This is a genomic window from Povalibacter sp. (genome assembly GCF_036520495.1).
In the GTDB taxonomy this organism is placed as follows: domain Bacteria; phylum Pseudomonadota; class Gammaproteobacteria; order Steroidobacterales; family Steroidobacteraceae; genus Steroidobacter.
In genome coordinates, this window is record NZ_DATDJO010000057.1 from 81,719 (window position 1) to 107,091 (window position 25,373).

A 25,373-nucleotide genomic window follows, 5' to 3' on the forward strand; every position below is an offset into this window, starting at 1 on the left:
TCAGAAACGGTAACTCACGTCCACACCCCAACGGCGCGGCAGAGCCTTGAACACGAAATTATTGGTGTAGCCAGGGTTCGGGAAAAACTGCGGACCGGGCGACCACTCGGCGTTGTATTCCTCGTCGGTCAGATTCTTCGCCCAGGCCGTGAACGACCACGACCCCGTATCGATCCCCGCACGCAGGTTGACGAGGCTCACTTTGTCACGCTCGGTGAAATTGTCCGGGTAGAACCAGGTCGGTCCGGTCAGGTCGTAATCCGCCCGCACGAAGAAGCTGCCATTGTCGAACGCGGACAAGTTACGCCGATACTGCAAGCCGACGTTGACACTGTATTCCGACACCAGCGGCGCCTGCTTGCCCACATCGGTCGGGTCGCGATCCGACTGCTTGATCTCGCTATCGGTGTAGCCGACGCCCAGGTAGGCATCGAAGCCGTCACCGATCCGGGCCTGCAGCTCCAGCTCCGCACCCTTGTAGTCGACATCGCCGAGATTGCCGAGGTTCTGCGTACTCGTATTCGGATCGAAGACGAAGAAGTACGAGCCGTTGGCCTTGGTGTAGTACACGCTCAGATTCGCCTTGAGGCGCCGATCGAGCAGCTCCGTCTTCCAGCCTGCCTCGTAGGTATCGGCGGTTTCCTTGTCGAACAGGTCGTCGATGCCGGCGATGTTGGCGGCACCCACACCGGTCTGGTTGAAGCCGCCGCTGCGGAAGCCGCGACTGTAGCCGATATAGAACGTCGACTCGTCGGATGGCTTGTAACGCAACGTAACTTTCGGCTGCAGCTCGTCCCAGGTGTGCTTGCGAACCTCCCCCGTGAATCCGCTTTCGGTTGGCAGGAACTCGGGCGGTGTCTCGGTGGTGTTCTCGCGTTCATCCTCGTCGTAGCGCAATGCCAGCGAGGCTTCGATCCTGTCGCTCAGATCGAAGCTCAGTTCACCGAACACGGCCCAGGCGAAGTTGTCCTGCGAATCGGCGAGGAAGGTGAACTGGGGATTGAACAGCGGCAGCGGCGTGCGACGCACTTCCGGAATCACGCCGGTACCGAGATCGAAGACATTGCCGGTGGAGATGAAGCGATCAGTCGCGATCGCATACGCACCCACGATCCAGCGCAGGCGATTGTCTGCCGGCGAGGTCAGTCGCAGTTCCTGGCTGACCGCTTCGACATCGAGGAACTGATGCTGCGCCTGATCGGAGCCGAAGAACTGGAACAGCACCGACTCCGGGATCGGCAGGAAGTTGAACTGATCGCCGGTGAGCATTTCCTCCAGCTTGTCGTAAGCCGTCACCGACGTCAGCGTGCCCATCGCAGTGTCAAAATCCAGCTTCAGCGATACGCCATACATGTCGCGGTCGTCGACGCCCCGATTGTTCACGCGCACCGGCAGACTCGTGTCGTTCACGCTTTCGGTGATGTTGAAGTAGAGCGCCTGGGTGCTCACATCCGACATGTAGAAACGCAGATCGGCCCTGAAGTCGTCGTTCGGTTCCCACAGCACCAGGGCGCGCGCCGACAGGTCCTTGTAAGGATCGGCTTCTTCGCCGAGAAACGAATTGTCGGTGTAGCCGTCGGTATCCAGGTAGGACGCCGTCACCCGGTATTTGAGTGTCTCACTGATCGGCCCGCTGAATGTCGCGCCGACCTTGTAACCGGGACCTGAGTCGTAGCCTGCGGATACCCTGCCCTCGAACTTGTCCGTGGGCTGCTTGCTGTTGATCAGGATGGCGCCACCGATGGCATTGCGGCCGTAGAGTCCACCCTGCGGCCCTTTCAGCACCTGAATGCTTTCGATGTCGACGAGTTCCTGATTGAACTGCGAGGGATTCGCCATCGCGACGCCGTCGATGACGACAGCCACAGAGGGTTCGCTGTTACGCGCCTGGGAGATGCCGCGTACGGTCACGAACGACGTGCCCTGATTCTGGGTCTGCACCAGCGTCATGTTCGGCGTGAGATCGATGAAATCCTGCGGCCGTTCGATGCCTGCCGCCTGAATGTCCGCCGCGGTGAATACGTTCACGGCGACGGGTACATCGAGCGATGACTCGTCGCGCTTGCGCGCCGTGACGATGACTTCCTCCAGTCCCCGCATACCCGCGGGCTCCTGCGCGATCGCTTGCATGCTCGTGACACCCCACAACGCGGTTGCGCCGGCCAGCAAGTACTGCCTGTTCTTCGTTCTCATGAATCATCCCCCTGATGGACATTCTTCGTGAGTGAAATCCGCCTCGACCGTCTACCCCTCGAGTTCAGCACGAACGATTCGTGCGCCATCGACCATTGCCCGTAACTTCGCGTCCGCCACATCGCGCGGCAGGTATTTCATGCCGCAATCGGGCGCGACGACGATGTCCTGCGGATCGACGTAGGGCAGCGCACGACGAATGCGGGCGGCCACCTGCTCCGGTGTCTCCGGTTGCATGTCGGAAAGATCGATGACTCCCAGCAGGATCTTCTTGCCCCGCAGGCCTTGCAGTACCGAACAATCCAGATTCGACTGCGCGGTCTCGATCGACACCTGCGCGCAACTGCACTGTGCGAGTTCCGGCAGGAATGAATAGCCGGCGGGCCGTGCATGAATGATGGCGGCGTAGCCGAAGCAGATATGCACGGCAGTCGTCCCGGTCACGCCACGCAATGCGCGATTCAGCGCCTTGAGACCGTAGGCGCGCGCTTCTTCCGGCCGCGCCTGCATGTACGGCTCATCGATCTGCACGACATCGGCGCCATGAGCGAACAGATCGATGATTTCCTCGTTGACCGCAGCCGCGTAATCCAGAGACGCCAGTTCGCGGCTGCCGCCGTAGAAATCGATCTGCGCCTGCTGTGCCATCGTGAAAGGACCCGGCACAGTGACCTTCACGCGCTTGCGGGTATTGCGCTTGAGGAACAGCAGGTCTTCGACCTGCACCGCATGCCGGCGCCGGATGGCACCGACGACACGCGGCACCGGATTCGGATGACCGCTGCGATCGAGCGCACTGCCCGGATTGTCGAGATCGACACCGTCGAGCGCGGTGGCAAAGCGATTCGAATAACTCTCGCGCCGGATTTCCCCGTCAGTGACGATGTCGAGGCCGGCATCCTCCTGCGCCTTGATCGCCAGAACGGTGGCATCGTTCTGCGCCTGCGGCAGCCAGGCTTCCGGTATCCGCCACAGTTCGCGCGCACGCACGCGCGGCGGAAACCGTCCCGCCAGTTTCTCGCGATCGATCAGCCAGTCCGGTTGCGGATAGCTGCCGACGAGCGTCGTTGGAAACAGCATCGTGCTCCTCCGTTGTTATTCAGCCTCTGCCTCGACCAGCGTTGGCCAGTCGGACCCCGCTGCGAGCGATTGACGAATGACTCCACCATGCTCATCGAGCAACGGCGCAGTGGTGACATGCGCCTGCCTGCAACCATCGAACTGCACAGCCGGACGCACGGCGCGAGTGCCACCATGCGCGCCCTCCACTGGCACGATCAGATCCAGGTGCTGCACTTGCGGATCGACGATCACTTCATCGATGCGATTGATCGGCGCAAACGGCACATCGTTCTGGCCGAGGCGCATCGCCCAGTGCTGACTCGTTTGCACTGAGAACAGCGCATCCAGTTCAGCACCGAGTGCTTCGTAATGCTCGATTCGTGCCTGTCGCGTCGCGAAGCGGGGATCTGCAGCGAGGTGCTGGGCCTGCAGAGCGGTGAGAAGGCCGGTCCAGAATTTCTCCAGCGATGAAAGATGGATGGCGATCAGTCCTTCGTCAGCGGTCCGCAGGATGTAGGCCTGCGCAAGTCTGGGCCGATCGCGTGATGTCGGCGCCTGATTGAGTGCGAAGAAGGCAGCGAACGGCTCGACGGCGAAATGCGCCATCGCCTCGAGCATCGACACTTCGACCAGCCGGCCACGACCAGTGCGCGTACGTTCGAACAGCGCACCAAGCACGCCATAGGCGGCATAGATTCCCGTGATGGCGTCGGCGAGCGCTGGTCCCAGAAATCTCGGGCGCTCCGGATCGACGACGACACTGAGGAAGCCGCTCAATGCCTGCGCGACGGAGTCGTAACTCGGCCGCTCTGCGTAGGGCCCCGTCGAGCCGAACCCGCTGATGGAGCAATAAATGAGTTTCGAATTCAGCGCCTGCAGGCGCTGCACGCCCGCCCCCAGACGATCCGCCGTACCGGGACGGAAGTTCTGGATATACACGTCCGCGTTGCGCACGAGGTCATCGAACAGCACCCGGTCCGGCTGCGCATTCATGTCGAGTGCGATGCTGCGCTTGTTGCGGTTGTACGCCTGGAAATGCGGTGAGAACTGACCGCCCTGATAACTGCGATAGGGATCGCCGGTCGGACTCTCGACCTTCACGACATCGGCGCCGAGATCGGCCAGCATCATGCCGGCGCACGGGCCCGTAATGAACGTGCCTTGCTCGACGATGCGAATGCCGGAGAGAACGGACTTCATGGCCGGTCTACTTGTCACGCGCTTCGAAGCCTGCGGGCGTGGGTCCGTCGTAATCGATCGCCGCGGCGCCCGCGTGGGACAGCACGAAGCCGATCGGTCGACTCTGTTCTTCCAGCAAGTGCGCAATCAGACTCGCCGTGCGCGCCAGCAGCGGCACGCCTCGCATCGCCAGTAGCGGAAAACCGGCATCGAGAAGTACTGCCGGGATCGCGACGGACACGTTCATGGCGAGCGGCTTCTGCAGGATCTCCGGTACCGCACGCTCTACAGCCAGCGCCGCATCGATGAATGCACCGGCGCAGCCAACTTCGCGCGCCAGTGCAAACAGACGTAACGCACGTGGATCGCCGTCCTTGTGCAACGGATGGCCGTAACCGGGAATCGGGCGGCGCGCACTTCGATACTCGCGCACCACTTCCAGCGCAGCAGACGCCATCGCCATGCCTTTCGCTCGCGTGACGACTTCCTGCAGCAGATGACCCGCATCCTGTGAGGCACCGAGGATCACGGAGCCGCAGCCGAGCAGACCGGCGGCAACCGCACCCTGCAGCGATTCCGGCGCTGCCGCGAAAGTCATGCGACTCACCTGCACGCTGGGAACGAGACCGTGCTCGGCAATCGCCACCAGCGTCGCATCGAGCATCCGCCGCTGGCCCGGTGTCGGCAGTTCTGCGGTCACGAGCAACCAGATGTGATCGGTGAACGTGATCTGCCCGATCAACTCCCGAGTCAGGTCGCGACCCCGGACCAGGATGGTGTCCTCGTTCGACGCAGAAATCGCCGATGCCTTATGTGCCTGTGAACCTATCTTCATGTCATCGGCTCGTTTGACTGCTTTCGCATATCGAAACTATATTCGTTATACGAACATGCTCCTCCCACCGGCGCGCGACTGTCAAGAACGCGCGCGATGCGCGTTCCTCTTTTTCGGATAGCGAAATAAAGTGCTGGCATGAAACAACGCAAAGAACCGCAGCCGCGCCGGGAAACGATGGGTGGACTCGCGAAGGGACTCGATGTGATTCGCGCCTTCACCCGGGAATCGCCGTCGCTGACGCTGAGTGAAATCGCAAGTCGTGCGGGACTGCCTGCGGCCACGGCGCGGCGCTGCCTGCTGACGTTGAGCGAACTCGGTTACGTGATGCAGTCGGGAAGAAACTTCCTGCTGCGGCCGAAGGTGCTCGAACTCGGCAGCGCCTATCTCGAATCGATGAACATCGAACTGCTCACGCGCACCTACCTCGAGGACCTTGCGAGTCAGACCGGCGATTCGGCCGCACTGACCGTGCTCGATGGCAACGAGATCGTCTATGTCGCACGCACGTCGGTGCGCACACTGATGCGACTCGAAGCCCATGTCGGCAGCCGCTTTCCCGCCTACCCGACCTCGATGGGTCGTGTGCTGCTCGCGGGGCTGAGTGCGGAACGACTGCGTCAGTACTTCGATGCAACCGAGTTCACGGCCTTCACCGAGCACACAGTGACGGAGCGCGCCAGACTCATGAAGCTGATCGATGAGTGTCGACGCACGGGCTATTCCGCTGTCGAAGACGAACTCGCGTATGGCGTTGTGGCAGTCGCCGTACCGGTCTTCGATCAGGCGCGTCGCGTGGTCGCGGCCCTGAACAGCTCCAGCCATTCGAAGAAAATCACCAAGAACAAGCTGGTGCGCGAACGCGTCGCCATGCTGCAGTCCATCAGCGAACAGATCTCGCGTGAGCTGCAACGCGTACCGGGGCTGTCACTGGGAGCTCAGATCTAGCAGGGAGGGCTGCTGGCACTGGACTGCTGGCCAGAGAAGGACAGCCGCTCTGCGCCGATTCTGGCCAGCAGCCCAGTGCCCACAGCCCCTGACCAAGTGCGACCGGGCTCAAGCGGAGAAACCGACGGGCCACGGCACGACCGCACAGCGTCAACGCGCATCCGCCAGCGCGAGGCTCACGACGCCGGCAACGATGCATACCGCGCCGAAGATCCGTTGGGGCGCCGACTTCTCCCTGAGTAATCGCGCACCGAACCACGTACCGATGAGCGTGGCGAGTTCCCGCATCGGCGCCACGTGGCTGATCGGCGCGACGCGCATCGCATAGAGCACCAGGATGTAGCCGAGTGGACCGAGGACGCTCACGACCAGCGCTGGTTTTAGATACAGACGCACTTCCTCCCGCAGCCGCGAGCGATCCGTCCAGGCCCGCGGCGCCAGCACCATGACGCGAAACAGATTGCCCACGTAATCGACGATGAAGGGCGAGATCATCAGCACCTTCACCGCCCAGCCATCATTGATCGTGTAGGCCGCGATGAATGCACCGGTGCCCAGTCCGTAGAGAATGCCGGCTCGCGGCGCCTTGTGCGGTTCGAGCAGCAGTCCGGACACCAGCAGGATGCCGGACACGACCAGCACCACACCCAGCACCGAGAGCGTCGTGATGTGCTCGCCCAGGAGGATCACCGCGGCGAAGAACGACAGCAGCGGACCGGAGCCACGAGCGAGCGGATAGACGAGCGACAGATCCGAGGCGCGATAACCCGCCTGCAGCATCAGCGAGTAGCACAGGTGCAGCACGGCGGTAGCGCTCAATGCCAGCCAGTGCCGCAGTCCGAACTGCGGCCGATCCAGAAGAACGATCGACAGCACGATCGGCGTATAGATAAGGACTGACCCCATTGAATACAGCCACACGAAGTGGCGCGATCCCGCCGCACGCTTGGCGTACAGATTCCATGTCGCATGGGTTGCGGCGGCGAGCAGCACCGCCAGCACCGCGGTCAGCGGCATGACAGCGTTCCGGTCGCACGCGGTTCAAACCAGACAAGAATTGGCAGCGTTGACCAGTACAACGTCGTCACGGCAATGGATGAAGTTCGGGGAGAATTCGCATGATCAAGACCTACACGGGCAGCTGCCACTGCGGCAAGGTTCGCTTCGAGGCCGATATCGATCTGAACAACGGCACGGGCAAGTGTAATTGCTCGATCTGCACCAAGACACGCAACTGGGGCGCCATCGTCAAACCGGATGCCTTCCGGCTGCTGGAGGGCGAGGCCGATCTGAGCGACTACCAGTTCGCTTCACGCACGACGCACCACCTGTTCTGCAAGCGCTGCGGCATCCGGCCCTTCGGGCGCGGCTACGTCGAAGAGATCGGCGGTCACTATGTTTCAGTGAACATTGCCGCACTCGACAACCTGGATATCGACGAGTTGCTGGCCGCGCCCGTCCGGTATTTCGACGGGCGCAACAACCGCTGGGAACAGACGCCGGCGGAAACCCGGCATCTGTAAAGACTGTCCACGGGGAAACACGGGGTGGAAGAATTGAATTCTTATAGTCTTCTGCTGCCCCGTGCCACCCCGTGGAGGTCTTCCGGTTTTCCTCGCCTGGGCCGCTGCGATGCCTGAGTCAGTACCCTCGCCGATAACCTTTCACGTCATTGCAGCGCCGCAGGTCCGGTGTTGAGATCCGAAAACGGCGAGATCGAAGCGTCGACTCGCGCCAGACTTCGCTGACGGCAACGCATCCCGAGGTGACCCATGACGACTTCGCAGCACGAACGCGCAATCGCATTTCAGGCGCTGCATCAGCGCCCCGGCTCCTTCGTCATCGCCAATGTGTGGGATGCCGGCTCGGCCCGCATCATGGCTGGGCTGGGATTCGAAGCGCTCGCGACCTCGAGCGGCGCTTCCGCCAACATGCTGGGCAGGCTCGACGGCAACGTGACGCGTGACGAAGCGCTCGCGCAGATCCGTGTGATCGTGGCCGGCACCGATCTGCCGCTGTCCGGCGATCTGGAAAAAGGTTTCGGTGACGCACCGGACGATGCTGCGAAAACCATCCGGCTGGCCGCGGAAGCGGGATTGGTGGGCGGCTCCATCGAAGATGCCAGCGGTCGCAAGGACAAGCCCATCTACGACGCCGGACTTGCAGCAGAGCGTGTCGCAGCGGCAGTCCAGGCGGCACGCGCACTGCCCTTCCCGTTCACGCTCACGGCACGTTGCGAGAATTTTCTGCGCGGCAATCCGGATCTCGACGATACGATCCGCCGCTTGCAGGCCTACGAAAAGGCGGGTGCCGATGTGCTGTTCGCGCCGCTGCTGCCCGATCTTGCGGCAGTGAAGACCGTGTGTGTGTCGCTGTCGCAGCCGGTGAATTTCATGGTGGGCGTCCCCGGCAAATCCTTCAGCAAGGCGGAACTCGAAGCTGCGGGCGTCAAGCGCATCAGTCTCGCGACATCGTTACATCGCGCAGCGATGAGCGGATTGATCGCCGCGGCCACGGAAATCCGTGACCACGGCACGTTCGGTTACGTCGACGGATTGCAGGACATCAGTCGCTACATGCAGCGCTGACGGCCGCACAGGAAGGGCGACACCTGACGGCCACCGCGCCATGCGGTTGCGGGCCGTCGGGCATGCCGAATGGTTCAGCCGAGAAACTTGCCCACCGAGGCCAGCAAGCCGCCGAGATCACTGGTAGAGGGGACCTTGCCATCTGGCGTGATCTTGTCGACCACCTTCGGCAGCAACGCCGACAGCGCACTCGCCGTCTCCGGTACGCCGATGCCTGCACCCTTGGCCAGCTCGGTCATCGCGTCGGCGCCGAAAACCTGCTGCACCTGCGACGGGGAAATCGGCAGATTCTGGCCGGTGCCCAGCCACGATTGCAGGACGTTGCCCAACCCCTGCTGCTGAAACGCGCCCATGAGATTGTCGAGCGCGCCAGGCTTGGTGAGCATGCCGAGCAACTGCTGCATCAACCCCGCATTGAGACCACCACCCTTCGCGCCGCCGAGCGCCGCGCCTACGACCTGATCGAGCAAACCCATGAGCTGATTCTCCGCTGAAACGATTATCGGACGGCGGATCATGCACCCCTGTACGCAGGATGCCATCGGGGAATACCAGCAAGCGCACACTGGGATTGACCTTCGCTGATCAGCGCCTCTACGGTACTCGCAACCTAAGGGAGGTCACGGGAGACCATGTCGCAACGACGTGCATGTGCGGATCGATGGCTCGCACCCCTGACCGTGCTGTTGCTGCAGGCGCCGATGGTCGCAGCCGTTGCGGCCACTGCCGTCGCCACTCACGGCGCGCTCGCGGTGAAAGCCAACGCATCGTGAACCAGGACGGACAGCCGGTAGCGCTGGCGGGTCCCAGCCTGTTCTGGAGCAACAACGGCTGGGCGGTGATCGCTTCTATAACGCTGGCACGGTGGCCTTCGTGCAGCGGGACTGGAATGCGACCGTGATTCGCGCGGCGATGGGTGTAGAAGCGCCGGGCGGCTATGTCGGCGATCCCGGCGGCAATACGGCGAAGGTCATCGCGGTCGCAGACGCGGCGATTGCGAACGGCATGTACGTCATCGTCGACTGGCATTCGCACCTTGCCCACGACCATGAAGCGGCGGCGGTACGCTTCTTCGAAAGCATGGCGCAGCGCTATGGCGCCACGCCGAATGTAATCTATGAGATCTATAACGAACCGCTCGATGACGCCGACTGGTCGAGCACGATCAACCCCTATGCACTGCGCGTGATCGCGGCGATCCGTGCGATCGATCCGGATAATCTGATCGTCGTCGGCACGCAGACCTGGTCCCAGGATGTCGACAAGGCCGCGGCCGATCCGATCCGCGACCACATCAACATTGCGTACGCGCTGCATTTCTATGCGGGCAGCCATGGCCGCAGCCTGCGCGAACGGGCACAGCGCGCGCTCGACTCCGGCATCGCGCTCTTCGTCACCGAATGGGGAACCGTGAGTGCGCGCGGCGACGGCCGGGTCGCCACAACGGAAACCGCGCGCTGGATGGAGTTCCTGCGCCTGAATCGACTGTCCCACTGCTGGGCACTCAACGACAAACAGGAAGGAGCTTCAGCACTGCTGCCCGGCGCACCCGCAACAGGACCCTGGCCGGAATCCGCACTGACTGCATCGGGAAAGCAGGCGCGCCAGATCATCCAATCGTGGGACATGCGCGACTACGACGGTGCGCAGTGAGTACATCGACGGCACGTATCCGTTGACACGCGCTGCGATGTCGGCCTAACTGCGCGTCGCTTTCCGCTCCTTCCGCAGATGAGGTATCGAGATGAATCTGACACGCATCACGCCACTGGCGATCCTGGCCGCATTGGCCGCCTGTTCGAACTCCGAACCCCCTGTCGTCGCCGCAGCACCGTCGGCCAGCGCCGAGAGCGCCATCGTCGTCGCAGTCAACTCGGAGACGCGCAGCGCCGAAGACAAGGCACGCGATCGCTTCCGTCATCCGGCGGAATCGCTGGAATTCTGGGGCTTGCAGCCCGGCATGACCATTCTCGAAGTACAGCCCGGCAGCGGCTGGTGGACGGAGATCCTGGCGCCGTACGCACACGCGACCGGCGGCAAGTACTACGCAACCGCGGCCGATCTCGGCAATCCGGAACTGCCGGAAGGTGCACGCAAGGGGCGCGCGGATTTCGAAGCGCGGTATGCCGCCAAACCCGATGTCTATGGAACCGTGACGCTCGTGAACTTCGGGCCGAAGTCGGCAGCCCTGCCCGCGGACACGTTCGATTTCATTCTTACTTCACGTTCGGTGCACGGCTGGATGGGCGGCGGTCTCGAAGCAAAGTACCTCACTGACCTGTACGGCGCACTGAAGCCGGGCGGCATCCTTGCGGTCGAACAGCACCGCGCCAAGCCGGGCGAACAGGATCCGAAAGCCCCCAGCGGCTACGTGACGGAAGAACACGTCATCAAGCTGGCGCAGAACGCCGGCTTCGAGCTCACGGAAAAATCCGAGATCAACGCCAATCCGGCCGACACCGCCGATCATCCCTTCGGCGTGTGGACACTGCCGCCCGTTTCACGCACACGCCCCTACAGCGAAGGTCCTGACGCACACGATCCGAACTTCGACCGCACCAAGTACGATGCGATCGGCGAATCGGACCGCATGACGCTCAAGTTCCGGAAGCCCAATTAACAATTGATAATTGATAGTTGACAATGAAGAGCGGAACGGAAGAGCTCAGTCTCTTCCGTTCCCTCTTGGCAAATTTCAAAGAGCGACGAAGATCCCTCGCCTCCCGCATCCAATTGTTAATTGTCCATTGTGCATTGTGAATTGGCGGTGCAACGCACCGCATAGAGAAAACGCGCGTAGCCGATCTCCGCGGCGTTCTTGCTGAGTTCGATGTTGGCCCACGCAACGACGTCGCCGAAGGGACGATCGCGCATGGGCCAGCGTGTGCGCTGAGTCGCGCGCAGATCCTCATCCGTAAGCTGCGTCAGCAGCTCCTGCCAGTCGTCGTGTAATCCACCCAGCCATTGACGCACGCCGTCGGCGGTGCCGGGCCAGATCACGGCCTCGCGAGTGAGCGAGCCATCGCCATTCGAGTGGTTCAACACCATCGACCACCAGAAGCCCAGGTGCCAGGTGATCCAGCCGATGCTGGCCGGACCGATGTCGTAGTCCTCGCGCTCCGGCCAATCGGCGCGCCAGCTGTTCCCGTCAGGATGCACGTGCAGTCCGACAGCGGCCGGGCGCCACAGGCATTCGTCGGTCGTCAGCGTCTTGAGGTGGTAGCTCGTGAGCTTCCACGCAAGATCGAACTGACGCATCAGGGTGCCCGCGGTTTCACGACTCATGAACGGTGCTCCGGAGTGGCTGTTCGTGCTGCGGGATTCTTGTCGAGCATCCGGCGGCGGCGCAAGATTCTCCAAGTGATGCGAGTGCGGTCAGGCGATCATTGCCATTCCAACTCTCTGCGGAGCGTGCACTCATGGCCACCATCCACCGTGAAATACCACTGCAGCGCGGTGCGGAAGACGTGTGGGCCGCCCTGCGTGCGGTCGACGCTGTCCACACGCGACTGGCCCGTGGCTTCGTGACGGATTGTCGCCTTGCAGGCGACACGCGGGTCGTGACGTTCGCCAATGGCTTCGTGGCAAAGGAACGCATCATCACGATCGACGACGAAAGGCGCCGACTGGTGTACTCGGTGGTCGACGGATCGCCCACGCATCACAACGGCTCGTTTCAGGTGTTGTCCGAAGGCCCGGATAACTCCCGACTGATCTGGATCGCCGATCTGCTGCCCGACGATGTTGCCGGCGTGATCGGACAGATGATGGAAGCGGGTAGCGCTGCGATCAAAGCGACGCTCGATGCACCGCAGACGACAGCAAGATCGGCATGACCACAAGAACGGCATGAGCAGGAGCGACGGAGCCATCCGGCTGTGGGCCCGGCTTTAGCCGGACAATCTTCGATCCTGATGTCTGGGAACGACCAACGGAAGTCCCACGGTGACCGCGCGGTGACCGTAGAAAATCCCACGCGCGGTGAGCCGCCCTTGCACGAGTCGTAATACATGTAGAATCGCGCGTCGCCGAGCTGCACGACATCAGGCGCCCACAAGTCGTTCGACTGCAATCAGGCGAACGTGTCCCGCCACCGTAGTGCTGGAATCCTCCGTTATATTGTCCGACAATTATGTGCGCCGCACGGGAGTTCTCGCGACTTTCCGTGACGCACGCAGCGCCGGAGCGCGCTGTTGCCGGTGATCAGATGCACGATTAGATTAACGAGCCATGCCAAGGAAGAAAAAATCCTCCAACGATTCGGCGCCTGCAGCACCTTCGATCCGGTCCTCCTTGCCGAAATCAAACGCGCGCGTGCGCCGCAGATCGCTGCGTCTGCACGGATCGATCGCACGCGACCTGGGCATCCTCATCGTGTCGGGCCGTTACAAGCCCGGCGAGCTGCTGAATGGCGAGATTGCGGCGAGCGATCGCCTGCACGTCTCGCGCGGCGCCTATCGCGAAGCGATGCGCATCCTCGCCGCCAAGGGATTGGTTGAATCGCGGCCGAAAGTCGGCACCAAGGTCAGTCAGCCCGAGCGCTGGCACCTGCTCGATCCCGACGTGCTGTCGTGGATCTTCGAGTTCGAGCCAGACGAGAAGCTCCTGAGCAACCTGTTCGAACTACGCCGCATCATCGAGCCGGGGGCGGCAGCGCTCGCGGCGGAGCGTCGCACGAACGCTCACCTGGAAATGATGTCACGCGCCCTGGATGGCATGGCGAAATACACGCTGGCCGACGAAGCCGGCCGGCTCGCCGACCAGGAGTTTCACTCGGCGCTGCTGAGCGCGAGCGACAACGCCTTTCTCATGACGCTCACTACCGGCGTCGGTGCCGCCGTGTCCTGGACCACCATCTTCAAGCAACGCGACAACCCGCTCGCGCGCGATCCCATGCCGGATCATCGGAAAGTGTACGAAGCCGTCAAGGCATCGGATCCGGCCGCTGCACACAAGGCGATGATGAATCTCGTCGACCTCGCCTTCCTCGATACGACGAATGTGAGCAAGCGGAAGAAGACAGGGAAGTAGCGCAGCGTTACTGGCGACGGGCTGCTGGCCAGTCGCCAGCAGCCCGTCGTCCCTTCACCAGAAGTAGATATAGATCGCCACGATGATTCCCACGATCACCACTGTGTGGAAGATTTCCCAGAAGCCGTAGCTGTCTCGCTCTTCCGCGAGCTGATGCGCGGTCGCCGTGTTGTAGGTGATGCCGGCGATCTGCTCGGGCGACGCCTTCGGTGTCACCCTGCTGACGGCGAAGATCACCGCGCAGGTGAACACGAACAGCATGAAGCTGAAGTACAGCCAGTTGATGTCGACGAGGGTCTGGACGAAACCCGGCCATTCGATGCCGTACATCTCGTGCATGGCCTGGAAAATCAGGCGCAGCATGCCCAGCACGAAGCCCGTGACGATGCCGATCAGACCGGACTGCGGCGTAACGCCGTTCGAGAAAATGCCGAGCATGAACACCGCCGCGATCGACGGCGCGAGCAGCGACTGCACCAGTTGCAGATAGGTATAGAGCTGGCCCTTGCCCAGATCCTGCAGGAAGGGAATCCACAGCATGCCCAGAACGATGACGCCCACAGTGGCGAGGCGCCCGACGTTCACCAGATGCCTCTCCGACGACTGCGGACGCAGTCGCTTGTAGAAGTCGACGGTGAACAGTGTCGCAGTGGAGTTGAACAGCGAGGCGAGCGCGCTCATCAGAGCAGACAGCATGCCCGCGAGCACCAGCCCGCGCAGGCCGACCGGCAACAGGCTGGAGACCAGCACCGGAAACGCACCCTGCGGATTGTCGCCAATGGACTCGAATCCCGGCGTGCCTTGCTTGTACAGCGCCACGGCAATCATGCCCGGCAGCAGGAAGATGAAGAGCGGTGTGAGCTTGAGGTAGGCGGCGAAGATGGTGCCGCGACGCGACTCCTTCAGGCTCTTGCCCGTCAGCACCCGCTGCACGATGTACTGGTCCGTGCACCAGTACCACAGGCCGATGATGGGCGAGCACAGCAGCACCCCCAGCCACGGCGTACTGCTCGGATCGAACAGGAAGCCGGGAAATCCCTGGGTTTCCGCTGTCGTCGACAACGGCCGCCACAGATGGATCGTCTCCGGGTTGGCGGCACGCAGCGCGTCCATGCCGCCGATCTGGTTCAGACCGACGAACAGCAGCACCGTCGAACCCGCGAGCAGCACCGGCACGTGCATGGCCTCGGTCCACAACACCGATTTCATGCCACCCAGCACCACGAAGATGCCGGTGATGATGACCAGCGAGAATGCCGAGAACCAGAAGAAGTCCACTTCGCCCAGCAGCGGCACCTGCACCTGGTCGTAGCCGAGGATGGTCTGGATGGCGAAGGCGCCGGCGAAGATGGTCACCGACGCCTTGGTGAGGACGTAGCTGACCAGGAAAATGACCGACAGCACCGTGCGGGTCGCCGGCGTGTAACGCTTCTCGAGGAACTCCGGCGTGGTGAAGATCCTCGCGCGCAGATAGAAGGGCGCGAACACCCAGCCCAGGACCAGCACCAGGTACGAATGCAGTTCCCAGTGCGCGAACGCCACGCCTGAATCGGCACCCGATCCGGCAAGACCGATCAGATGCTCCGCGCCGATGTTGGACGCGAAGATGGAAGAACCGATCAGTATCCAGCCGGCGCTGCGACTGGCGAGAAAGTAATCCTCGGTGTTTTTCTCCTTCATCAGCGCACACCACACGCAGATCGCGGTGTTGGCGATGAAATAGAGGCCGACCACGACCCAGTCGAGGCCTGAGAATGTAACTGCGGTACCGGTCATGTGCCGTCCTGTCGTTGTTGTCGAATCATTGGGCCAGCGCATTTGCCGGCTCGCGACGGGCAGACCTTCGCGTAGGCATCCCCGCAGCCGGCTCCCCATTCCCCCTATCGACCAGGCAACGCCCGGTCATGTATCTTGTCTGAGTTATGGTGCGGCCTGCAACTGCCGCTCGCAAGCAGGAGGGATGGCGATGGCGATTTCCGGAGAACTGCTGATCGGCGGCACGCGCGTGCGCAAGGCCGAGACCTTTTCCGCTTTCAACCCGGCCACGGGTCAGGCCCTGTCGCCGGCGTTCAGCGCCGCGGGCCAGACGGAAGTGGAACAGGCGTGCGAACTGGCCTGGGCGGCCTTTCATGTGTATCGCGAACTCGATCCCGAGCTGCGCGCGAAGTTTCTCGAGACTGCCGCGGACCAGATCATGGCGCTGGGCGACGAACTGCTCGAGCGCGCTCATGCCGAATCCGGTCTGCCGCTGGCCCGACTGACGGGCGAGCGCGCCCGCACCTGCAATCAACTCAGGCTGTTCGCCGCCGAGCTGCGCTACGGCGGCTGGATGGGCCTGCGCATCGATCCGGCGCTGCCCGATCGCAAGCCGCTGCCGCGTTCCGATCTGCGCATGCGCAAGATTCCGCTCGGTCCGGTCGTGGTGTTCGGCGCCAGCAACTTCCCTCTCGCTTTCTCCGTGGCCGGCGGCGATACGGCGGCCGCGCTCGCTGCCGGTTGCCCTGTCATCGTCAAAGGTCATTCCGCGCATCCCGGCACCAGCGAACTGGTCGCGAGCGCAGTGACTGCCGCCGTGCAAGCCTGCAACCTGCCAGCCGGCGTATTCTCACTGCTGAATGGCAACTCGCGCGCGCTCGGCGCGGCGCTGGTGGCGCATAGGCATGTGAAGGCGGTCGGCTTCACCGGCTCACGCGCCGGCGGTCTCGCACTCATGAAGATTGCCAGCGAGCGCCCGGAACCGATTCCCGTCTACGCGGAAATGAGCAGCATCAATCCCGTCGTTCTGCTACCGGATGCGCTGGACACGCGCGCTGAAGCGCTCGGCACGGAATTCGTGGGCTCGCTCACGATGGGCGCAGGTCAGTTCTGCACCAACCCGGGCCTGGTGCTTGCGGTCGAAGGTCCCGCGCTCGACCGCTTCGTCGCATCAGCCAGTACCGCGCTGCAGGGATCGGTGCCGCAGGTGATGCTGACCGCCGGGATTCACAGCGCCTACGCCAAAGGCGTCGAACAACTGGAGCAACATGCCAGCGTTACCGTGCTGGCCCGCGGCGAAGACAAGCCGGGCATCAATCGCGGCCGTGGCGCGCTGTTCTCCATCGCCGCCGAGGAGGCGCTGAAGCACGAGGACGTCATGGCCGAAGTGTTCGGCGCATCCTCCCTGCTCGTGCGATGTGCCGATGACGCGCAGCTCGCGCGTGTGCTCGACCATCTCGAAGGCCAGCTCACCGCGACATTGCTGCTCACCGACAAGGACATCGCCATGGCGCAGCGCCTGTTGCCGACACTGGAACGCAAGGCCGGACGCGTCATCGTCAACGGCTGGCCGACGGGCGTGGAAGTCTGTCACGCCATGGTTCATGGCGGTCCTTATCCCTCGACTGCGGACGGACGCAGCACTTCCGTCGGCACGCTTGCGATCGAACGGTTCCTGAGGCCGGTCTGTTACCAGGATTTCCCGGACGCGCTGCTGCCCGCTGCATTGCAGGCGAATGCACCGAAGCGCCCGCGTCGCATCGATGGCGTGTACACCATCGACTGACAGACATCACGATGACCTTACGACTCGTCCAACTGAAAACCGCCGCCGGCACCCGCTGCGTCGCCGCCGTGGACGACAACGGCACCGCGCATCGCATCGACGGGGTCACATCGATCTATGACCTCGCCCGTCAGGCCATCGGGAAATCGACGATGCTGAACGCGCTCGCCGCCGCACGGCTGAGCGACGAGACCATCGATCTCGCCGCCGCCGACCGCGAAGGCCGGCTGCTGGCGCCGATCGATCATCCCGACCCCGCGCATCTGTATCTGACCGGCACCGGCCTCACGCATCTCGGCTCCGCCGAAGGCCGCGACAAAATGCACAAAGCCGCGGCCTCCGGAAACGTCACGGATTCCATGCGCATGTTCCTGATGGGCGTGGAAGGCGGCAAACCCGCCGCTGGTCAGGTCGGCGTGCAACCCGAATGGTTCTACAAGGGCAACGGCGAAAACCTCATCGGCACCGGCGCCGCACTGCCCTCGCCCGCTTTCGCACTCGACGGCAGCGAAGAACCCGAGATCGCCGGCATCTATCTCATCGACGATCGCGGCAATCCGCGTCGTCTCGGCTACTGCCTCGCCAACGAGTTCTCCGATCACGTCACCGAACGCGGCAACTATCTGTGGCTGGCGCATTCGAAGCTGCGCCACGCCGCGCTCGGCGCCGAACTGCTCACCGGCGAACTGCCGCAGGACGTGCGCGGCACCAGCCGCCTGCTGCGCAGCGGCAAGGCCATCTGGGAAAAACCGTTCCTGACAGGCGAGGCAAACATGTCGCACACGCTCGCCAACCTCGAACATCATCACTTCAAGTACGCGCTGTTCCGTCGCCCCGGCGACGTGCACGTACATTTCTTCGGCACCGCCACCCTGTCGTTCGCGGATGGCGTCAAGACCGAGGAAGGCGACGTATTCGAAATCTCTGCCCCACCCTTCGCGCTGGCGCTGCGCAATCCACTCGCTCGAATCGCCGTACCTTCCGTCGCAGTGGCTGCGCTTTAAGACCGGACAAGGATCTCCACGGGAGACACGGGGAAACACGGGGTGAAGACAAAGCCCGAAATTGAGTTTTCTGGACTCCGACCCCGTGGTTCCCCGTGCTCCCCGTGGAGACTCCGGTTCTCTTCCGTTCCGTCCTGACGCCCAATGAACAAGATCAAGATTGCGCTGGTCGGGGTTGGCAAGATCGCACGCGATCAGCACGTGCCGGCGATCACGGGCAATCCGGCATTCGAACTCGTCGCCGCCGCCAGCCCGAATCACAAACTCGACGGTGTGCAGAATTTCCCGGACGTGCAGGCGCTGCTGGCCGGCGTGCCCGATCTGGACGCCGTGGCGATCTGCACGCCACCGCAGATCCGCTATGACATCGCGCGCTTCGCGCTGGAACAGGGCCAGCACGTCATGCTCGAAAAGCCGCCCGGCGCGACACTGAATGAAGTCAGCGCGTTGGTGGATCTCGCGCAGCGCAAGAGCGTCGCGCTGCAGGCAACCTGGCACTCGCGTGAAGCGGCCGGTGTCGAACCCGCGCGTCGTTGGCTTGCAAACCGCAACGTCCGCAGCGTGCAGGTGACATGGAAAGAAGACGTGCGCGTGTGGCATCCCGGTCAGACCTGGATCTGGAAAGCCGGCGGCCTCGGTGTGTTCGATCCCGGCATCAATGCGATGTCCATCATCACTCGCATCCTGCCAGGCAGCCTGGTGCTGCGTGACGCCGAACTGGCATTCCCTGCCAACTGCGAAGCGCCCGTCGCTGCGACGCTGCGGCTCACGAACGAATTCGGCGCCGATGTCCGCATGGATCTCGATTTCCTGCAGACCGGCCCGCAGACCTGGGACATCGTCGTCGACACTGACGACGGTCGCCTCACGCTGTCGAAAGGCGGCTCGATCCTGCGCCTCAACGACGATCCCTTGATCGAAGCGCCCGATCGCGAATACCCGAATCTCTACGCGCGTTTCGCAGACCTCGTGCACTCGAGCCGGATCGACGTCGACGTCGCGCCCTTCCGGCTGGTCGCCGATGCATTCATGCGCGGCCGTCGCGTGGTCGTCGAACCTTTCGTGGAATGAAGAAAATCCCGAGGTTCACGCGGATAACTGCAGAACCAGGATCTCCACGGGGAACACGGGTGTCACGGGGCCGGAAGGAATTCTTACTCCGTGTTTCCCCGTGACCCCCGTGGAGATTCTGCTCTGCCGATCGTGTCTTCCGTGTGAAACCTCTTCTGCCTGGAGAACAAGAAATTGAGAACGCTGATGGTTGCAGCGATGGCGATGGCATCGCTTGCGGGGGCGCAGGCTGTGGCGCAGGGCGCGAAGCCAGTGGAGGTGGCGGTGACGATTCGCGCCGATCAGCCGGGTGCGAAGATCAACCGCAATATCTACGGCCAGTTCGCCGAGCATCTCGGTGCCGGCATCTATGAGGGCGTGTGGGTGGGTGAGAATTCCAGCATTCCCAACACCCGCGGTTATCGCAACGATGTTGTTGCGGCATTGCAGAAGCTGAAGGTGCCGGTGGTGCGCTGGCCCGGCGGCTGTTTTGCCGACGAGTATCACTGGCGCGAAGGGATCGGCCCGCGCGACCAGCGACCAGTCAAGATCAATACGCTCTGGGGCGGGGTCGAGGAAGACAATTCATTCGGGACGCACGAATTCCTCGACTTCGCGGAACTGATCGGCGCGGATGCATACGTCGCCGGCAACGTGGGCTCCGGCACACCGCAGGAAATGTCGGAGTGGGTCGAGTACATCACGTCCGACACGAAGTCGACACTCGCCGAACTGCGTCGCAAGAATGGGCGCGATAAAGCCTGGCGGCTGCCGTACTTCGGTGTCGGCAACGAGAACTGGGGCTGTGGCGGCAACATGCGTGCGGAATATTTCGCGGACCAGTATCGCCAGTTCCAGACCTTCATCAGGGCACCGCAGGACAACAAGCCGGTCAAGGTCGCGGGCGGCGCGAATGTCGCTGACTATCACTGGACGGAAGTGATGCTCTCCCAGGCGGCCAAGGACATGGACGCGTACTCCCTGCACTACTACACATTCCCCGGCCGCTGGGCAGACAAAGGCAAATCCACCGGCTTTCGTGAAGACCAGTGGGCATCGACACTGACGAACGCACTGCGCATGGACGAGCTGGTGACAAAGCATTCGGCCATCATGGACAAATACGATCCGGGCAAGCGCATCGGCCTGTATGTCGATGAATGGGGCACATGGTACGAACCGGAACCCGGCCGCAATCCCCACTTCCTGTGGCAGCAGAACACGCTGCGCGATGCTCACGTTGCCGCACTGTCCCTGAACATTTTCCATCGCCATGCGGATCGCGTGCAGATGACGGCGATCGCGCAGATGGTGAACGTGCTCCAGGCAGTGATTCTCACCGACAAAGAGAAGATGGTGCTGACGCCGACCTATCACGTGTTCGAGATGTACTTGCCGTTCCAGGACGCGACGTTCCTGCCTGCCGAATTCAGGACTCCCGACTACGCGCACGGCAGCTGGTCGATTCCCGCAGTGGATGTCTCCGCAGCCAGGGGCAAGGACGGCAAGCTGCATATCGCACTGGTCAACGTCGATCCGAACCGCAGCGCGACGCTGACGACAAAGATCGCAGGCGCAAAAACGGGCAACGTATCTGGCCGCGTGCTGACGGCCGCAGCGATGGATGCGCACAACACCTTCGATCGACCGAACACGCTGCAGCCGACGCAGTTCAAGGCGCAACGTAAAGGCGATCAGATCGTTGCGACCCTGCCGCCGAAGTCGGTGGTGGTGCTGACGGTGGAGTGAAGAGCCCGGGAACCTTTCGGTGGGCACCGACTCGAGCACAGTCTGAGTGGTTTTTGCGTGGGTCCGACTTTCCCGCGGGACTTCCTCTGATCGTAGTCGGACATCTGAGAATCGAAGATTGTCCGGCTCAAGCCGGACCCACAGGTCAGCCGGCGAACAGGTTCGGCGCCAGCCCTGTCACTCCGCCGCTGTCCACTTCGAACAGTGAACCTGCGAGTGGTTCATCCGGCTTGCCGTCTGCCGCCGACGTCACGAACAGCCGATCGAGTTGGTCGCCGGCGAACATGCAGTTGGTGATCTGCGAAGCCGGCAATGTGATCCAGCGTTGACGCTCTCCATCCGGTGTGAAGCGGCTGACACAGCTTCCGCCCCAGTGCGCAATCCAGAGGCATCCTTCGGCATCGACCGTCATGCCATCAGGAACGCCCCAGTCCTCGCGAAAGCGAATGAACTCGCGTTTGTTGGCGATACTGCCATCGACGGCCACGTCGAACCGATACACGACACCACGGCCCGTATCGTTGTGATACATGTAATCGCGCGCCGGACTGAACGCAGGGCCGTTCGTCACCAGGTAGTCGCTGTCGTGCTTCGTCACCTGGTGAGCAGAATCGAGCCTATATAGCGATCCGGTTGCTTTCTCGATCGGCACATCCATGGTTCCGGCCCAGATATTCCCATGATGATCGACACAGCAATCGTTCATGCGATTGTCCGGCAGATGCGGCTCGGGATCGGCGATGGGACGGATCATCAGCGGATCGAGCGTCAGCTCGACAAAGCCGCTCTGCATGCCTGCGATGAATCCCGGTTTGGCACGCCGCTCGACCAGCCAGCCCGTCTTCTGCGGCATCGTCCATGACTTCGTAGCGCCATCGGCGAGCGAATAGCGATGAACGCGCTGGCCGATGATATCGACCCAGTACACCGCGCTCTCGCGCGCCGACCACAACAGGCCTTCGCCGAGCTGGCAGCGGATGTGGGGGGCGATGATCATCAATTCACAATGAACAACTGACAATTCACAATTAAAAACCGCCGTGCATCGCGGACTTCAGCTCTTCCAAATTGTTCATTGTGAACTATCAATTGTGAATTGATCAGTGGTTGTGCCTCGGCACCCCGATCGTCTGCGCGATTTTCTGGTACTTCGTTGCGTTCTCGAGCACTGCGCCCGTTTCGGCCTGGCCGATCGTTGCGCGCTGAATCTCCTGCCAGGGGGTCTGGCTCGGCGGAATCGGATATCCGCCGGCAGCGTCGAGCGCCTTGCGACGAGCGTCGAGTTCGTCCTTGGTGATGAGGATGTTCGCTTCGCCGCGCTTCAGATCGATGCGCACGCGATCTCCGGTCTTCAACAGCGCCAGGCCACCGCCCACAGCCGCTTCAGGAGACGCATTGAGGATCGATGGCGACCCCGACGTACCGGACTGACGTCCGTCGCCAATGCAGGGCAGATGGTGCACGCCCGCATTGATCAGATAGACCGGCGGGCGCATGTTCACGACTTCTGCTGCGCCCGGATAGCCGATCGGGCCCGTGCCTCGCATGAACAGCAAGGTTGCATCGGTAATCCCGAGCGAGGGATCGTCGATTCGCTTGTGATAGTCCTCCGGACCATCGAACACGACAGCCGGACCTTCGAAGGCATCGGGATCCTGCGGATTCGACAGATACCGCTGGCGGAATTCCGGCGAGATCACGCTGGTTTTCATGATTGCGGAATCGAACAGGTTGCCGCGCAGCACCGTGAAGCCGGCATTTGTCTTCAGCGGCTTGTCGAACGGCCGAATGACCGCCTCTTCCTCGATGCTGGCGTTGCGACAGTTCTCGCCGATGGTCTTGCCGTTCACAGTCAGCGCCGACTCTGCGATCAGGCCCTGCTTCATGAGTTCGGACACGATGGCAGGCACACCGCCGGCGCGATAGTAGTCTTCGCCGAGATACTCGCCGGCCGGCTGCAGGTTCACCAGCAGCGGGATGTCGCGCCCGAACGTCTGCCAGTCATCGATCGACAGCTCCACGCCGATGTGACGCGCCAGCGCATTCAGATGAATCGGGGCGTTGGTCGATCCACCGATGGCCGAGTTCACACGAACCGCATTGATGAAGGCGTCGCGAGTGAGGATGTCCGATGGCTTGCGATCCGCCGCGACCATTTCGACGATCTGTTTGCCGGTCAGATACGCGCACTCCTGGCGATCGCGATACGGTGCAGGAATCGCTGCCGATCCAGGCAATGACATGCCGAGTGCCTCGGCCAGGCTGTTCATCGTGGTCGCCGTACCCATCGTGTTGCAGTAGCCGGTCGAAGGCGCCGAGGAAGCGACCAGCTTGATGAAGCCCTGGTAGTCGATCTTGCCCGCAGCGAGCAGCTCACGTGCGCGCCAGACGATCGTGCCCGAACCGGTGCGTTCGCCCTTGTACCAGCCATTCAACATCGGTCCGACCGACAGCGCGATCGCCGGAATATTCACCGTCGCTGCGGCCATCAGGCACGCAGGCGTGGTCTTGTCGCAGCCGATGGTGAGCACCACGCCGTCGAGTGGATAACCGAACAACACTTCGACGAGGCCCAGATACGCCAGGTTGCGATCGAGACCGGCGGTCGGACGCTTGCCGGTTTCCTGGATCGGATGCACGGGGAATTCGACGGCGATACCACCGGTTTCGCGGATGCCTTCGCGCACGCGCTCGGCCAGCACGACGTGATGACGATTGCACGGCGACAGATCGCTGCCGGTCTGGGCGATACCGATGATCGGCTTGCCCGACTGCAGCTCCTGCAACGTCAGGCCGAAATTCATGTAGCGCTCCAGGTAGAGCGCGGTCATGTCGGCATTGGACGGATCGTCGAACCACGCACGCGAACGCAAGCGACGGCCGGCAGGGGGAGACGAGTTCGATGCTGTCATTGCGGGCTTCAGGAGAATCGTGAACGGTGGGTCGCCGGGGGTCAGTTCCCTGCGACAGAAAAACGAAACACCATGGTGTTGGTGTAGGTCTGACCGGGATTCAGGCGCGCCGACGGGAAATCCGGATGATTGGGCGCGTCGGGAAATACCTGCGGCTCGAGACACAGCGCATCGCCCTGACGGTAGATGCGACCCGCCTTGCCGATGCTGGTGCCATCGAGAAAATTTCCCGAGTAGAACTGCACCGCCGGCGCCGTGACGAGCAACTCCATGACCCGACCGGATGCCGGATCCTCCACTTTCGCGGCAAGGCGCAGCGTTCCAGCGTCACCGCGCAGAATGTAGTTGTGGTCGTAACCGCGACCGAAACGGATCTGCTCGTCGTTGCCATCGCGTACGCGCGCACCGATGGTATGCGGCTCGCGAAAATCGAAAGGCGTACCGGCGACTTTGCGACGTTCGCCCGTAGGAATCAGCGTGGCATCGACGGGCGTGTAGGCATCCGCAAGCAATGTCAGGCGATGGCCGAGGATATCGCCGCCATCGGCAAGGTTGAAATAGCTGTGATTGGTGATGTTGACGATCGTCGGTTTGTCCGTCGTCGCCTGGTACTCGACACTCAGTTCGTTCTTGTCGTTCAACGAGTAGGTCGCAGTGACCTTGAGCGTGCCGGGATAGCCGCCGTCGCCGTCCGGACTCACGTGACTCAGCACCACGCTCGACGGTGAGCCGCTTTTCACCGAATCGATTTTCCACACGACCTTGTCGAAGCCTCGCACACCGCCGTGCAGATGATTCGGTCCGTCGTTGGTGGCGAGCTGGTAGGACTTGCCGTCGAGAGAGAACTTGCCGGCACGGATCCGGTTCGCGTAGCGACCGACCGTCGCGCCGAAGTACTGGGGTTTGGCCAGATACTCCGCCGGCGTCGCATAGCCGAGCACGACATCTCCCGCCTTGCCGTTGCGATCCGGGACGGTCAGCGACTGGACCGATGCCCCCAGCGTGATGATCTTCGCCGAGACTTTGCCGTTCGAGAGCTCGACGGCTTCGATCGCGGTTCCGTCGTCGAGTTTGCCGAACTGCATCCGCTTCGCCTCAGCGCCCGACGCCGGCGCCACCAGCCAGGGCAGCGTCAAAAGCGTCATGGCACCCACAAGCATCTGTTTCCGCTTCATTATTTTCCGCCATGCAGATTCACGAACCCGCCGGGTGCCCCTGACATCCAGCCCGTTAAATAACTCAGACAAAATGTCACTAAATGGGTCGGCAGGCAAGCCCCGC

Annotated in this window: 23 protein-coding genes; 12 read left to right on the top strand and 11 right to left on the bottom strand. The window is 62.4% G+C overall.

Going from position 1 to position 25,373, the window contains the following annotated elements:
* The 4 genes from VIZ63_RS19645 to VIZ63_RS19660 are packed head-to-tail and all read right to left on the bottom strand — an operon-like array spanning position 1 to position 5,269.
* The gene (locus VIZ63_RS19645; protein ID WP_331611443.1) at positions 1-2,193 is read right to left on the bottom strand and encodes a TonB-dependent receptor; all 2,193 of its coding nucleotides are present in this window, start codon (positions 2,191-2,193) and stop codon (positions 1-3) included.
* A gap of 51 nt (positions 2,194-2,244) precedes the next feature.
* Positions 2,245-3,273, bottom strand: a complete 1,029-nt coding sequence (locus tag VIZ63_RS19650) for a uroporphyrinogen decarboxylase family protein (RefSeq protein WP_331611444.1) — start codon at positions 3,271-3,273, stop codon at positions 2,245-2,247.
* Between the two features lie 15 nt (positions 3,274-3,288).
* Positions 3,289-4,455, bottom strand: a complete 1,167-nt coding sequence (locus VIZ63_RS19655; protein ID WP_331611445.1) for a CoA transferase — start codon at positions 4,453-4,455, stop codon at positions 3,289-3,291.
* A gap of 7 nt (positions 4,456-4,462) precedes the next feature.
* Positions 4,463-5,269 carry a citryl-CoA lyase gene (locus VIZ63_RS19660; protein ID WP_331611446.1) on the bottom strand — a complete coding sequence of 269 codons (807 nt, stop codon included), beginning with the start codon at positions 5,267-5,269 and terminating at the stop codon, positions 4,463-4,465.
* A 138-nt stretch (positions 5,270-5,407) separates the two neighbouring features.
* Here VIZ63_RS19660 and VIZ63_RS19665 point away from each other — a divergent pair, with 138 nt between their 5' ends.
* On the top strand, positions 5,408-6,217 hold the full coding sequence (locus tag VIZ63_RS19665; protein WP_331611447.1) for an IclR family transcriptional regulator domain-containing protein: 810 nt from the start codon (positions 5,408-5,410) through the stop codon (positions 6,215-6,217).
* A gap of 150 nt (positions 6,218-6,367) precedes the next feature.
* Here the strand turns inward: VIZ63_RS19665 and VIZ63_RS19670 are convergent, their stop codons facing one another.
* Positions 6,368-7,234 carry a DMT family transporter gene (locus VIZ63_RS19670; RefSeq protein WP_331611448.1) on the bottom strand — a complete coding sequence of 289 codons (867 nt, stop codon included), beginning with the start codon at positions 7,232-7,234 and terminating at the stop codon, positions 6,368-6,370.
* Between the two features lie 101 nt (positions 7,235-7,335).
* On the opposite strand from VIZ63_RS19670, the gene VIZ63_RS19675 reads away from it, so the two are divergent.
* Both VIZ63_RS19675 and VIZ63_RS19680 read left to right on the top strand, forming a co-directional pair.
* Entirely contained in the window at positions 7,336-7,740 is a 405-nt protein-coding gene (locus VIZ63_RS19675; RefSeq protein ID WP_331611449.1) for a GFA family protein, read from the top strand.
* A 249-nt stretch (positions 7,741-7,989) separates the two neighbouring features.
* The gene (locus VIZ63_RS19680; protein ID WP_331611450.1) at positions 7,990-8,805 is read left to right on the top strand and encodes an isocitrate lyase/phosphoenolpyruvate mutase family protein; all 816 of its coding nucleotides are present in this window, start codon (positions 7,990-7,992) and stop codon (positions 8,803-8,805) included.
* A 74-nt stretch (positions 8,806-8,879) separates the two neighbouring features.
* Here the strand turns inward: VIZ63_RS19680 and VIZ63_RS19685 are convergent, their stop codons facing one another.
* Positions 8,880-9,281 (bottom strand): YidB family protein, encoded by a 402-nt coding sequence (locus tag VIZ63_RS19685; RefSeq protein WP_331611451.1) that lies wholly within the window; start codon positions 9,279-9,281, stop codon positions 8,880-8,882.
* Positions 9,282-9,437: 156 nt separating this feature from the next.
* Here VIZ63_RS19685 and VIZ63_RS19690 point away from each other — a divergent pair, with 156 nt between their 5' ends.
* From VIZ63_RS19690 to VIZ63_RS19700, 3 genes are all read left to right on the top strand, one after another.
* A complete protein-coding gene (locus VIZ63_RS19690) occupies positions 9,438-9,578 on the top strand; it encodes a hypothetical protein (RefSeq protein ID WP_331611452.1) in 141 nt (46 codons plus the stop codon).
* Between the two features lie 100 nt (positions 9,579-9,678).
* Positions 9,679-10,458, top strand: a complete 780-nt coding sequence (locus tag VIZ63_RS19695) for a glycoside hydrolase family 5 protein (protein ID WP_349261230.1) — start codon at positions 9,679-9,681, stop codon at positions 10,456-10,458.
* A gap of 91 nt (positions 10,459-10,549) precedes the next feature.
* Positions 10,550-11,425 (top strand): hypothetical protein, encoded by an 876-nt coding sequence (locus VIZ63_RS19700; protein WP_331611454.1) that lies wholly within the window; start codon positions 10,550-10,552, stop codon positions 11,423-11,425.
* A 116-nt stretch (positions 11,426-11,541) separates the two neighbouring features.
* On the opposite strand, the gene VIZ63_RS19705 is transcribed toward VIZ63_RS19700, so the two are convergent.
* Complete coding sequence (locus VIZ63_RS19705; protein WP_331611455.1) at positions 11,542-12,090, bottom strand: DinB family protein; 549 nt, start codon at positions 12,088-12,090, stop codon at positions 11,542-11,544.
* Positions 12,091-12,224: 134 nt separating this feature from the next.
* Between VIZ63_RS19705 and VIZ63_RS19710 the strand changes: the two genes are divergently transcribed.
* Together VIZ63_RS19710 and VIZ63_RS19715 are read left to right on the top strand one after the other, a co-directional pair.
* The gene (locus tag VIZ63_RS19710; protein ID WP_331611456.1) at positions 12,225-12,641 is read left to right on the top strand and encodes an SRPBCC family protein; all 417 of its coding nucleotides are present in this window, start codon (positions 12,225-12,227) and stop codon (positions 12,639-12,641) included.
* A gap of 394 nt (positions 12,642-13,035) precedes the next feature.
* Complete coding sequence (locus tag VIZ63_RS19715; RefSeq protein ID WP_414703818.1) at positions 13,036-13,836, top strand: FadR/GntR family transcriptional regulator; 801 nt, start codon at positions 13,036-13,038, stop codon at positions 13,834-13,836.
* Between the two features lie 54 nt (positions 13,837-13,890).
* Here VIZ63_RS19715 and VIZ63_RS19720 read toward each other — a convergent pair whose 3' ends face one another.
* Positions 13,891-15,612, bottom strand: coding sequence for a sodium:solute symporter (locus VIZ63_RS19720; RefSeq protein WP_331611459.1), 1,722 nt, complete (start codon positions 15,610-15,612; stop codon positions 13,891-13,893).
* A gap of 190 nt (positions 15,613-15,802) precedes the next feature.
* Between VIZ63_RS19720 and VIZ63_RS19725 the strand changes: the two genes are divergently transcribed.
* The 4 genes from VIZ63_RS19725 to VIZ63_RS19740 all read left to right on the top strand — a co-directional run bounded on the left by VIZ63_RS19725 (position 15,803) and on the right by VIZ63_RS19740 (position 21,180).
* Positions 15,803-17,377, top strand: a complete 1,575-nt coding sequence (locus VIZ63_RS19725; RefSeq protein ID WP_331611460.1) for an aldehyde dehydrogenase (NADP(+)) — start codon at positions 15,803-15,805, stop codon at positions 17,375-17,377.
* A gap of 11 nt (positions 17,378-17,388) precedes the next feature.
* The gene (gene araD1, locus VIZ63_RS19730; RefSeq protein ID WP_331611461.1) at positions 17,389-18,381 is read left to right on the top strand and encodes an AraD1 family protein; all 993 of its coding nucleotides are present in this window, start codon (positions 17,389-17,391) and stop codon (positions 18,379-18,381) included.
* Between the two features lie 144 nt (positions 18,382-18,525).
* Positions 18,526-19,452 (top strand): Gfo/Idh/MocA family oxidoreductase, encoded by a 927-nt coding sequence (locus VIZ63_RS19735; RefSeq protein ID WP_331611463.1) that lies wholly within the window; start codon positions 18,526-18,528, stop codon positions 19,450-19,452.
* Between the two features lie 204 nt (positions 19,453-19,656).
* On the top strand, positions 19,657-21,180 hold the full coding sequence (locus VIZ63_RS19740) for an alpha-N-arabinofuranosidase (protein WP_349261231.1): 1,524 nt from the start codon (positions 19,657-19,659) through the stop codon (positions 21,178-21,180).
* A 145-nt stretch (positions 21,181-21,325) separates the two neighbouring features.
* Here VIZ63_RS19740 and VIZ63_RS19745 read toward each other — a convergent pair whose 3' ends face one another.
* From VIZ63_RS19745 to VIZ63_RS19755, 3 genes are all read right to left on the bottom strand, one after another.
* A complete protein-coding gene (locus VIZ63_RS19745; protein ID WP_331611465.1) occupies positions 21,326-22,177 on the bottom strand; it encodes an SMP-30/gluconolactonase/LRE family protein in 852 nt (283 codons plus the stop codon).
* A gap of 103 nt (positions 22,178-22,280) precedes the next feature.
* Positions 22,281-24,092, bottom strand: coding sequence for an IlvD/Edd family dehydratase (locus VIZ63_RS19750; protein WP_331611466.1), 1,812 nt, complete (start codon positions 24,090-24,092; stop codon positions 22,281-22,283).
* Positions 24,093-24,133: 41 nt separating this feature from the next.
* A complete protein-coding gene (locus tag VIZ63_RS19755; protein WP_331611467.1) occupies positions 24,134-25,237 on the bottom strand; it encodes an aldose epimerase family protein in 1,104 nt (367 codons plus the stop codon).
* Positions 25,238-25,373 lie beyond the last annotated feature (136 nt).

Coding starts and splice junctions, on each gene's coding strand:
- VIZ63_RS19645 (WP_331611443.1), bottom strand. CDS start 2,193: ATGAGAACGAAGAACAGGCAGTACTTGCTGGCCGGCGCAACCGCGTTG.
- VIZ63_RS19650 (WP_331611444.1), bottom strand. CDS start 3,273: ATGCTGTTTCCAACGACGCTCGTCGGCAGCTATCCGCAACCGGACTGG.
- VIZ63_RS19655 (WP_331611445.1), bottom strand. CDS start 4,455: ATGAAGTCCGTTCTCTCCGGCATTCGCATCGTCGAGCAAGGCACGTTC.
- VIZ63_RS19660 (WP_331611446.1), bottom strand. CDS start 5,269: ATGAAGATAGGTTCACAGGCACATAAGGCATCGGCGATTTCTGCGTCG.
- VIZ63_RS19665 (WP_331611447.1), top strand. CDS start 5,408: ATGAAACAACGCAAAGAACCGCAGCCGCGCCGGGAAACGATGGGTGGA.
- VIZ63_RS19670 (WP_331611448.1), bottom strand. CDS start 7,234: ATGCCGCTGACCGCGGTGCTGGCGGTGCTGCTCGCCGCCGCAACCCAT.
- VIZ63_RS19675 (WP_331611449.1), top strand. CDS start 7,336: ATGATCAAGACCTACACGGGCAGCTGCCACTGCGGCAAGGTTCGCTTC.
- VIZ63_RS19680 (WP_331611450.1), top strand. CDS start 7,990: ATGACGACTTCGCAGCACGAACGCGCAATCGCATTTCAGGCGCTGCAT.
- VIZ63_RS19685 (WP_331611451.1), bottom strand. CDS start 9,281: ATGGGTTTGCTCGATCAGGTCGTAGGCGCGGCGCTCGGCGGCGCGAAG.
- VIZ63_RS19690 (WP_331611452.1), top strand. CDS start 9,438: ATGTCGCAACGACGTGCATGTGCGGATCGATGGCTCGCACCCCTGACC.
- VIZ63_RS19700 (WP_331611454.1), top strand. CDS start 10,550: ATGAATCTGACACGCATCACGCCACTGGCGATCCTGGCCGCATTGGCC.
- VIZ63_RS19705 (WP_331611455.1), bottom strand. CDS start 12,090: ATGAGTCGTGAAACCGCGGGCACCCTGATGCGTCAGTTCGATCTTGCG.
- VIZ63_RS19710 (WP_331611456.1), top strand. CDS start 12,225: ATGGCCACCATCCACCGTGAAATACCACTGCAGCGCGGTGCGGAAGAC.
- VIZ63_RS19715 (WP_414703818.1), top strand. CDS start 13,036: ATGCCAAGGAAGAAAAAATCCTCCAACGATTCGGCGCCTGCAGCACCT.
- VIZ63_RS19720 (WP_331611459.1), bottom strand. CDS start 15,612: ATGACCGGTACCGCAGTTACATTCTCAGGCCTCGACTGGGTCGTGGTC.
- VIZ63_RS19725 (WP_331611460.1), top strand. CDS start 15,803: ATGGCGATTTCCGGAGAACTGCTGATCGGCGGCACGCGCGTGCGCAAG.
- araD1 (WP_331611461.1), top strand. CDS start 17,389: ATGACCTTACGACTCGTCCAACTGAAAACCGCCGCCGGCACCCGCTGC.
- VIZ63_RS19735 (WP_331611463.1), top strand. CDS start 18,526: ATGAACAAGATCAAGATTGCGCTGGTCGGGGTTGGCAAGATCGCACGC.
- VIZ63_RS19740 (WP_349261231.1), top strand. CDS start 19,657: ATGGCATCGCTTGCGGGGGCGCAGGCTGTGGCGCAGGGCGCGAAGCCA.
- VIZ63_RS19745 (WP_331611465.1), bottom strand. CDS start 22,177: ATGATCATCGCCCCCCACATCCGCTGCCAGCTCGGCGAAGGCCTGTTG.
- VIZ63_RS19750 (WP_331611466.1), bottom strand. CDS start 24,092: ATGACAGCATCGAACTCGTCTCCCCCTGCCGGCCGTCGCTTGCGTTCG.
- VIZ63_RS19755 (WP_331611467.1), bottom strand. CDS start 25,237: ATGACGCTTTTGACGCTGCCCTGGCTGGTGGCGCCGGCGTCGGGCGCT.